At 70.6% G+C, this 10092-nt stretch carries 3 protein-coding genes, 1 other RNA gene and 2 pseudogenes; 2 read left to right on the top strand and 4 right to left on the bottom strand.

Annotated features, from left to right (window positions below):
* Positions 1-294 (top strand): annotated as a pseudogene (locus tag BZL64_RS16175) (RNB domain-containing ribonuclease); the annotation flags it as partial.
* Here BZL64_RS16175 and BZL64_RS16170 read toward each other — a convergent pair.
* A complete protein-coding gene (locus tag BZL64_RS16170) occupies positions 245-865 on the bottom strand; it encodes a hypothetical protein (RefSeq protein ID WP_086769893.1) in 621 nt (206 codons plus the stop codon). The pseudogene BZL64_RS16175 and the gene BZL64_RS16170 sit on opposite strands and share 50 nt — an antisense overlap.
* A complete protein-coding gene (locus BZL64_RS16165) occupies positions 862-1620 on the bottom strand; it encodes a MerR family transcriptional regulator (RefSeq protein ID WP_086769892.1) in 759 nt (252 codons plus the stop codon). The genes BZL64_RS16170 and BZL64_RS16165 overlap by 4 nt, the downstream gene beginning before the upstream one ends.
* Before the next feature lie 167 nt (positions 1621-1787).
* On the opposite strand from BZL64_RS16165, the gene rnpB reads away from it, so the two are divergent.
* Positions 1788-2208: RNase P RNA component class A (rnpB, locus tag BZL64_RS16160), an RNA gene on the top strand.
* A 234-nt stretch (positions 2209-2442) separates the two neighbouring features.
* On the opposite strand, the pseudogene BZL64_RS16155 reads toward rnpB, so the two are convergent.
* Together BZL64_RS16155 and BZL64_RS16150 are read right to left on the bottom strand one after the other, a co-directional pair.
* A pseudogene (locus BZL64_RS16155) lies at positions 2443-4634 on the bottom strand (UvrD-helicase domain-containing protein).
* Positions 4631-10092: DUF1998 domain-containing protein (locus tag BZL64_RS16150; protein ID WP_107430299.1), on the bottom strand; the 5462-nt coding region annotated here is incomplete at its 5' end. The pseudogene BZL64_RS16155 and the gene BZL64_RS16150, both read right to left, overlap by 4 nt.

The following is a 10092-nucleotide window of genomic DNA, read 5'->3' as shown; positions in this document are numbered from 1 at the left end:
GGCGAGATGGCCGACGGCGGCAGGCGCGCGGGCGCCGTCGAACGCGCCTGCGTCGACGCCGTGGAGGCCGCCCTCCTCAAGGACCGGATCGGCGAGGTCTTCGACGGCTGCGTCGTCGACCTCGACGAGCGCCACCCGACCGTCGGCACGGTCCAGCTGGAGTCCCCGGCGGTCATCGGCCGCATCGAGACAGCCCCCGAGGGCAACACCCCCCTGCCCCTCGGCGAACGCCTCCGCGTCCGCCTCACCCAGGCGGATCCGACGACGGCGAAGGTACGTTTCGCCCCGGACTGACCACCCGCACCAGCTCGCGTACGAGGCCCCGCGCGTCGTCGGCGTGCAGCCGCACCACGTCCACGTCCCGGCGGCGGCCGAGGAAGGTGACGTGGGCGACCGGCCCGGTCAGTTCGAGGGTGACGGAGGTCTGCGAGCCCACCGCGAGGTTCAGCTCACCGTCGGCCCGCTCGTGCGTGGAACGCGTCTCGTGCCGTACGGCCGCTATCCGGTCCAGCGGAATACGCAGATCGACATGGGCGGCGTGGCGGACGCGCAGGGTGCCGCCGTCGTCGTTCAGGACGTGCGGCCGGACCTGCCAGGCCGCGTACACCCCGGCCAGCAGGAACAGCGTGTACACGTCCAGGATCAGCATGGCGGTGTGCCAGGCGGGCCAGTCCCGCAGCAGTACGGACATCGTGAACGTCTCGATCAGACACACGAACCCGAACCCGGCCATCACCGCGCCCTGCCCCCGCGCGTACCCGAACGCCCGCCCCTCACCCACGCCGTGCCGCCGCCGTCCCACCCACAGCAGCAGGCTCGCCAGCAGCCGCAGCTCATGCCGCAGGAGCACGGTGATCGTCCTCATCCGGTACCGCCCTCCTCCATGAGGATCTCCAGCGACCGCCGGATCGCCGCCGCCTGTGCGGGCGTGAAGTCGGCGTAGAAGGCCCGCAGGAAGCTGCTGTCCCGGTCGATGGTCACCGGGTCGGGGAGCAGACTCCGCGGGGTGCACGCGGCCAGCCTGCGTGCGGCCGTCTCCACCCGCGGGTCGTCGGGGGCGGCGTCGGCGAGGGCGTCCAGCAGCGCGTACGCCTCATTGGCCATGGCCACCGTCTCGGGCGACCCCGCGACCGCGCTCACCGCGGCCATCAGCCGCGCCCGCTCCGCCGGGCCCGCCGCCGTCTCGACCAGCGCCAGCACCTCACGGTCCCGGGCGGCCATGGGCGAGTCGTACAGGTGGGCCGTCTCCGCGAACAACGCGGCCAGCTCGGGCGACACGGGCCCCTCGGCGGTCAGCACCTCCCCGTCCAGCAGCGCCCGCAGCCGCCCCCGGCGCTCCCGGATCGCCGCCTCCTGCCGGGCCAGATCCTCGTCCAGCTCGGTCAGTACCTCGACGAGATCCTTGCCCGCGTCGTCCGCGAGCACGTCCCGCACCTCGGCGAGCCCGAGCCCCAGCTCCGTCAGCCGCCGGATCCGCGCCAGCACGACCGCGTGCCGGAGCGTGTAGTCGCGGTAGCCGTTGGCACGCCGCTCGGGCTCGGGCAGCAGCCCCTGGTGGTGGTAGTGCCGGACGGTCCGCGTGGTGACGCCGATGGCCTCGGCGAGTTCTCCGATCCGCATGCCACCAGTACAGACGTTGACGCCGCGGCAGGGTCAAGCGGGCGAAGTCCCTACGGTGTCCATACGGCTCTGATGATCCCTTCACCCTCCCCGAGCCCTTCGCCTTCGACCTGGACACCGCGGATTTTCTCTGACCCGACGCCCGGTACCATGGTCGATACGGCAGACGAGCCGGGCGGACGGCCGCGTGGAGCCCCCAGGGGCTTCCCGAGGAACGTCCGGGCTCCACAGGGCAGGGTGGTGGCTAACGGCCACCCGGGGTGACCCGCGGGACAGTGCCACAGAAAACAAACCGCCAAGGTTGTTCTCTTCTCGAAGAGGGCGGTCCTAGGTAAGGGTGAAACGGTGGTGTAAGAGACCACCAGCGCCTGAGGTGACTCAGGCGGCTAGGTAAACCCCACCCGGAGCAAGGTCAAAAGGAGCCGCTGTAAAAGGCGACTCTGCGCGGACGTTCGAGGGCTGCCCGCCCGAGTCCGCGGGTAGACCGCACGAGGCCGGCGGCAACGCCGGCCCTAGATGGATGGCCGTCTCCCCGGCCGCCGCGAGGCGACCGGGCGACAGAACCCGGCGTACAGCCCGACTCGTCTGCCGCCACCTGCGAGCTTGCCTCGGAAAGGGCCTCTGAACTGCGACGGAGGCCCTTTCCGGTCTTCGGAAGCTTGCCGTGTCAGGCGGCGAGAAGTCCCTGGGGGACTCCCCTCGGGCAGCGCTGAAAGTCCCTGAAGTCACAGAGGGCGAACAGCCCGCCGGATACCCGTGAACGTGAGCGTCCGAGCGTGATCACTCCACGCTTACCAAGAGTCAACTCCTTAGGTACGCGGCTCAAGAAGGCAGGCGATGCAGAAACGGGCTCGGGGTGCCGTGCCAGAAGATGTCGAGGCTGTCGCGTGCCCGGGTCACCGCCACGAACAGCAGGGATCTCGCCCGCTGGAGTTCCCTCCGGTAGCGGGCGGGGTCCACCTGACGCAACTGATTGACCTGCTCGCGGGGGACCAGACCGTCACTGACCCCGGCGATGATCATGCGCTGGTACTCCAACCCTTTGAACCGGAACATGGTCCCGATGTGAACTCCGGACTCGCCCCGCGCGCCATCGGCCCCGATCTCCAGGGCCCTGACGCCGTGTTCCACGAGGGTGTTTCCCAGCTCACTCGCCATCAGGTTGGTCGGAACGCAGATAGCGATCCGCTCGTGTGCGATCCGCTCGTCCGGATGGGCGTCCCAGGCCAGGATGTGTGCGGCGATCGCCTCGCGCTCCGACTGCCAGTCGGGGCACGGGTGCATGCCGGGCGCGCCGCCGCTGAGCACGGAACGGTACCCGGCGAGGGTCTCCGAGCTGCCGTCGAGGTCGTCGTAGGTCTCCTCGCCCAGTACCTTCAGCGCGGAACGCAGGATCTGCCGTGTCGTCCGGTAGCTGAGGCTGAGCTTCGCGGACCGGCCGCGGATGTTGATGCCGAGGCTGCCGAGTGTCACCTGGTTCTTGTAGATGCGCTGGTGGGTGTCGCCCACCAGGAACAGGTCGTCCGCCTCGCGGGCCGTCATCGCCCGCAGCATTTTCCAGTGCGCGGGGCGCAGGTCCTGTGCCTCGTCGACGACGATGTGCCGGTACCGGTAGCGCAGCCAGCCGCCGGAGCCGTCCTGGAGGTGGATGTTGTCCAGGCCGCCCGCTTCCTCCCGCTGCTGCTCGATGGCGCGGATACGCTGCTCCCGCCCTATCTCCAGGCGGGCGGCGCGCTCGGCCACTTGGTCCCACGTTTGGCGTCCGAGCCGGTCCAGGCGCTGGGTGAAGCGCTCGGTGAGTTGCCAGATGGCGGCTCGATCCGACCGGCCCACGTTCTTGCCGCGACCGGCGCGACGCGCTCGGAAGTAGTCGGTGCGGGTGCCGACGGCCTGGCCGAGAATGACCTGCGTCCACTCGTCGTGGAGGAACTCCGCGTCCCAGCCGCTCTCGCCGAGTTCGTCGAGCATCGCCCGCCATTCCCGTACGGCCTGGCTGTCGTCGATGGTCTGCTTACGGCTGCCGGGCTCGGCTTCCCGCACGACACGCAGTGCTAGCTGGTCGACGTGGCTGACCTCCACCCGCGACAGCAGTTGCTCGCCGCCCAGTTCCAGGAGGCGGGAGCGCAGGTCGGCGGCGAGGTTCTTGTTGTACGTGGTCAGCAGCACTGGCTTGGTGTGACCGGGCGGCAGCTGCGACACCAGGTGGCGGACGCGGTGCAGGGCGACGATGGTCTTTCCGGTGCCGGGGCCGCCGCCGACCCGAGCGGGGCCGGAGTAGCGGCGTTCGACCAGCTTCGACTGGGCAGGGTGGAGGAAGACCTTCCAGCGGCCGAAGTCCCCGGCCTCCAGCGCCTCGCGCAATGCGTCGTCGGAAGTGGTCACGACTGTGGCGGGTCGCTCGGCGGCTGTTCGGAAGTCCTCCGGGTCGACGGGTTCCGGAGCGGCGACAGGCGCGGTGACCTCGTCCCGCACCTCGTCGAACGGCTTTCCGTCGTAGAGCGCGAGCAGGACCTCACCGGTGAGCTGCGGTGCGTACTCGATCAGCCCGAGAAGCTGCTCCTCGGTGGTGAGGGTCCGGATGACCGGCACCAGGGGCTCCGCCACACCCAGTTCGCTCAACTGCGCGTCGCTCCAGGCGGCGGTCCCTGAGGCGGAATGCGCCGCAGGATGCTGTCCTCCACCACCTGGAGGTCGACATACTCGATGCCACCGGTGACGTGGTTGATCCCGTAGGCCAGCCGGTCGTAGACCTCCTTGCGGTGCTTGACCGAGACGATGAGCCAGTCGTCCTCGGCCAGCCGGAGCAGCAGAGCCCGGTACTCGTCGTTGATGCGCGCGGACCAGATCCTGCTGTCGCCCTTGAGCTGCTTGAGCTTCAGCCCCGGAGTGCGCGGGTTGTCCTTGAACTTGTGCTGGAAGTCGAACAGGGCGCCCTTGACCGTGCGCGGCAGCCGGAGGATCTCCTTGTCCGCCTTGTCGAGCAGGCGCAGCGTCACGCCTCCGGTCTTCGTCATGCCGACTCCCCGTTCTCGTTCTTGTTCTCGTCGTGCCCGGTCGTGCCGTTGCCCTGCCCACCGTGATCTGCAGGGCCGTTCGGTGTCCGCTCGGCACTGACGCCGAGACGGGCGGCGATCTCCTCCGCCGTCCACTCGCCCGCCGGCCGTACGTCCCAATGGGCGGCGGCGAACGCACGGTCGCGGTCCTGTGCCTCGATGTCCGGGTCGTCGGGCGTGCCCTGTGGCGCCAGAACCACACCGATTCGGGCGTGTGGCCAGGCCAGTTCAGCCTGCCAGCCGTGTTCGTCGAGTTCGAAGCCGTCCTCGGGCGCGGGAACGCCCAGTTCGGCGAGTGCGTGGGCCAGTTCGGCCAGCCCCGCCTCGTCGGGGTCCACGTACTCCAGCACCGCGTCCCAGGCACCGTCGCGCTTCGGCCGGGACTCGGAGGGCGCTTCCTCGGTCGTTCTCGCCGGTACCGCGGGCAGTCCGGAGGTCACGGCCACCGGTGCCAGGCTGTCCGGTTCCCGTTGTGAGCCGTCGGCGGTGGTCGGGATGATGCGGGTCGAGGACAGCCATCCCGCTCCGCCGGTCACGGTGAGCACGTCCGCGGTGAAGGCGTCCAGCAGCGCGGTGGTGAGCTGTGCGCTGTCGCCTCCGCCGTGCTCCAGGAACTGCAGCACGTTGCTCCAGTACAGCCAGGCCTGCCAACGCCGCTTGTGGATCTTCTCGTCCGCGACGGCGTGGGCGCTGTCGTCAAGGAGCGTGAGTCCCGTCCAGGTTGGTGGCCGGTGCCGTACGTCGGCGATCAGGACGAGCCGGCATCCGGACCGGTCCGTCGCCGTCAGAACGCGGAGCGGCCCGTTCGGAGCGTCGGAAACTTCGCCGCGCAGCGCCCCTTCGACGGCCCGCCCGACCATGTCCGCTCGCACCGGTGTGTCCCGCAGGCCCGGCGTCCCGATGAATCCGGCGACGGCGGCCTCGGCCCGGTGGTGCCACCGCTGGGCGTCGGGGGCACGGAGGTAGGCGAGCAGCAGTTCGGCCGGGTTGACCCACACGGTCTCCGACAGTTCGCCGGGCAGGCCGCCGCGCGTGCGCTCGTAATAGGCGCGTGCCCGCTTCTGTGCTTCCTGGTCGTAGGGCAGCCACACCGGGTCTGCGGGTGCCACTCCGGCGTATCCCGTGTCGCGGACCCGGTTCCGCCACTCCTTGATGTCGGGGTAGGTCAGTTGGAACACCCGCAGCCCGTCCGCCCGGAGTCGGGCCCGTTTCGTCGCGTCGTCCGCTAGACGGTTGTGCTCGGTGCTTGCGTGGTAGCGGTATCCGTCCAGGTAGACGGCGAGCCGCGGGCCCGGTGCGTCGAGCCGCTCGAAGAGTACGTCGGGCCGGGTCCCGTCGAGGACGCGCTGTTGCGAGACCCGCCAGCTCACGGTGGTTCCCTCGCCGGTGGTCAGCCGCAGATCCAGCGCGCGGGTGCCCGCCGGTGTGGTGTACGTGTCCGCCGTCGCCCGGGACTCGGGCTGCTTGGCCCACTCCTCCAGCGTGTCGACGAACATGACCTCCAGATCGCTCTCCGCCTGTCGCTCCAGTGGGATCTGACGGGTCGTCGAGACCGGGGAAGTCTGCCAGCGCTCGCCGTGGGCGCCGAGGAGTTCGTCCAGCATGGACTGCACTTCCCGGCGGGAGACGCGGTCGTAGTCCGACGGGGGCACCCTGCGCAGCAGGCACTGGTGACAGCCGTCCAGCTCCTTCTGCTGGCAGGGGCAGGTGTCGATGACCTCGCGCGCCTTGAGGAGCACCTCGCGGAAACCGTCCGAGGACGCCAGTCGGTGCAGGTAGCCGGTGCCGCCGGGCAACCGGTCGTAGACGACGAGGAAGCGTCGCGGGAAGTCCGAGCCGAGCTGGTCCGGGCTGTCCGGCATGGAGGCGGCGGCGATGTCGATGTGGTCGGGGTCGCCGCCGTAGCGCGCCGCGATACCGGCGAACAGCGCCGCGGTGAAGGAGGCGAGCCGTTCCCGGGCCCGTGTCACCGAGGCGGGCAGCAGGATCCGTACGGCTTCCGTGGTCAGCTCGTGGGCCAGCAGCAGCGGTACGTCCTGGCCCGCCCCACGCCCCTGCGCGCCGGCGGATCCGTGAGTACGCCGCCGGGGGCACCACAGCAGATGGTGGAAGCTGCCCTTCGTGGTGGCGGCCCCCGATTCGGTCAGCGCGTGCTGTGGCTGGTCGACGACCGGCTTGCCCTCCGCTGTCGCCCCACCGCAGGTCGTGCAGACGTAGAACGGGTTGATCCGTACTTCCTCGCCGGCCAGCGGCACCGTGGAGCTGCCGTCCTGCCGGTCGAGCCCCAGATTCAGCGTTCTGATGACGGCCTTCCGGGAGAAGTCCACGCCGAAGGTCGCCGTCTCGTGCCGCCAGGAGTCGATGGCGAGATGGTCGGGGTCGATGTCCACGGTGGTGAGCACCGCGTACTGTCGGCGGGCCCGCTCGTCGCGGTCGTCCCGCACCCGGGCGTCGTCGCGCTTGTCGCGGGCGACGACCCGACGCGGCTGGAGCACGTGCTGGACACAGCCCGCGTCGGCGATCTCCCGTCCGTCGCAGCGCGGGCAGGCCGAGGTGTCGGTCTGCGCGTCCTGCGTGCGCACGTATCCGCAGGAGGGGCACAGCCGCCACACCGACCAGGCGCGGCGTTCCGGACTGCCGATGTCGAGGGCCCGCACCACATGCTTGTAGCCGTTGACGTAGAAGCTGTTGCCGGGGGCCAGTTCGGTGAGGGCCGTTTTGCGGGAGCGTTCGTAGTCGCGGGTCTCGCTGCGGTAAATGCGCTCCGTGCCGGTGGGCGGCCTGGCTTCCCTCGGGGCTCCTGTCTCGGACGGGTCGTCGCTGTCCGACGGGACCTCGGACCAGTACAGGGTGGCTTCCAGCTGGGTCGTGGTGTCGGCCAGGCTGTAGTTCGGGAGGAGCCCCAGTTCGACGAGTGTGCCGTGCGCGCTGGTCCGGCTCAGCTCCCGCAGCAGGTCCCCGGTGCTGCGGCGCTCGGCGAGCAGTTCCCGCCGTTCTCGGTCCTGGACCTCGTCGGTGCGGGCCAGGGAGTCGACGGCCTCGTCGATCGCGGCGATCCTGCGCCGCAGTTCCTCCCGTCGCCCCGTCCAGTCCTCCTCCGCCTCCTGGAGAGCTCGGACGATGCCGCCGGTCGCGTACGTCCGGAGTTCGTCGGCCGCATGCGCCGACACCCCGGTGTCGTCACCGTCGGGCGTGGCGAGACCGTCCACGGTCGGCGCGGGGGCGCCGCTTTCGGGAAACAGCGCCAGGAACTGCTCGACGAGCGTCGCCCCGTGTGTCTGAGCGGCGTCAGCGAGGTCCTGGCACCATCCCGTCGTACCGAAGAGCGCGGAGGCGAGCCGGGGCACCGGCTGCAGACGCTCGCCGTCCGAGGTCGAGAGCCCGCCGCGAGCGGCCAGGTCCAGCAGCCACGCGGTGTACTGGCGGCGCAGGATCTCCACCGCCGACAGGTAACAGCCGGGCGGCACGATGTCGCCCGCGATCATCTCCCGCGGCTGGTCCAGGTAGTACAGGTCCCGGGCACGGCGTCCGCCGAAGGCGACGACCAGCGCGTTACCCGTCTTGCGTCCCGCGCGGCCCGCCTGTTGCACATAATTCGCGGGGCCCTTCGGCAGCGAGCCGATCAGCACGGCAGACAGGTCACCGATGTCGATGCCGAGTTCCAGGGTGGGGGTGCAGGACAGCACGTTGGGGTCGGTGTAGTGCGTGCCGGCGCGGAAGGTCCGTTCGACCTGCTCTCGCTGTGCACGGGTCAGCATGCCGGTGTGTTCGGCCGTCACGACGCGGAAGGTGCCACCGGTCAGGTACAGCCGCCGGTAGTAGTCGTTCGTGTAGTCGCGCTCCTGGAGTACACCGACGCCCGCGCCCGTGAGGCCCCCGCTGCCGCCGTGCGGGTCGGACCCCGCCGAGCGGTGCATCCCCGGTTGCGGCGGCGTCAGGTATCCCTTGCACCGGTAGCGCGGGCACGGATGGCCGTACCAGCGAGTACGCCGCTCCGGCGGCACGACCTGCTGCCAACCGCAGTCCTCGCACGCCACGAACGCCTTGTTGACGATCGAGTCGTCCAGCAGCCGTACCTGGATGTGGCCGGGCTGGAGGCCGTAGACGCGCGTGGTGCGGTCCTTCGCCGTCCGCACGCTGAGCACGTACTCGTCGGCGAGGGCGGGCAGGAGCCGACGGAGGTATTCGGTGGCCCCGGCAGCGTCCAGCCCGAGACAGCGGCGGGTCCAGTCCTGGAACCAGGCCTGTCGGCCGGTGACCACGTCGAACTCGGTCCTGTCCTTCTGCCCGTCCAGCAGGAACCGCGGCGGGGCGACCCCTTCCGGGAAGGCGGGCATGCCGTCGGGCCGCCGTCCGCTGATCAGGAATCGGTCGGCGCCGGCCTCCCGCATCCACTGCTCCAGCCACCGGTGCCGGACCGCGCCGCGCAGCCGCAGCCGCTCCAGAAGGCCTCGCACGTAGGCGAGATACCGCTCGGGTGTGGGGAGACCGCCCGTCATCACCATCTGGCCCGGCAGCGCGAGGTGCAGATCACGCGCGAGGTCGGTGACCCGCTCCGGTTCGTCGACGACGACCTCAGCGGCGGCCGTCCGCGTGAGCTCCAGGGTGCGGCCCAGCCGTGACCGCAGCCCGAATTCCATGATCGTGGCGAACGCCAGCCGTTCACCGATCAGCCGCCAAGTGCGGGCGTCGCCGGTGCCGCGGCCCGACAACACCCGGTCGACACCCGGCTCGTCGTGCAGATCCGGGGGCACGACGGCGGCCAGCGCGTCGGGGTCGTCCACCGAGTCGAGTACGTTGCCGATCAGGTCGTTGAGCGCGGTCGCCTCCCCGGACTCGTCGAGGTTGTGCGCGAGCAGCGACCTGAGTGAGAACTTGTACGAGGCGTTGGCGACGTATCCGGCGCGGTGCGCGGCGTCCTGCGTGGAGTCGTTGAACAGCAGTGTCTTGCGTTCCTCCGGTACCAGCGCGATGTCCCCGCCCGTGAAGAGCTGGGTGACCGTGGCCGAGGCCAGCGCAGCCTGTGCCGTACCGAGGAACCGGATGCTGTTGTCGGTGTTGCACGCCGGACAGCGGTCGTCCTTGGCTGCCTTGTCGGCGGTCTTCTTGTCGAGCAGCGCGAGCGCGAACCAGGCGTCCACCAGGTCCCCGTCGTCTCCCGCAGTCGGCAGCCGGTAGGTGCCCTGCGCCCCGTCCAGCACCACGACGGAGAGGGGATCGACGCCGCTGCCCGCGGGCAGTCGCCCGGCCAGCGCGTCGAGTGCCTGGCGCCGCTCCGGCTCGGTCGCGGAGATGAAGTAGCGGATACGGCGCTTGTCGCGGCCCACGCCGGCCCGCCAGATCCGGTCCTGCGCCATGACGAGCTGCTGCGGATCGGTCTCCGGGGACAGCGCGGCCCAGCCGGAGCGCCCGCACGCGC

The organism is Streptomyces bobili, from assembly GCF_002154575.1.
Lineage (GTDB): Bacteria > Actinomycetota > Actinomycetes > Streptomycetales > Streptomycetaceae > Streptomyces > Streptomyces bobili.
This window is presented reverse-complemented; position numbering and strand designations above follow the sequence as displayed.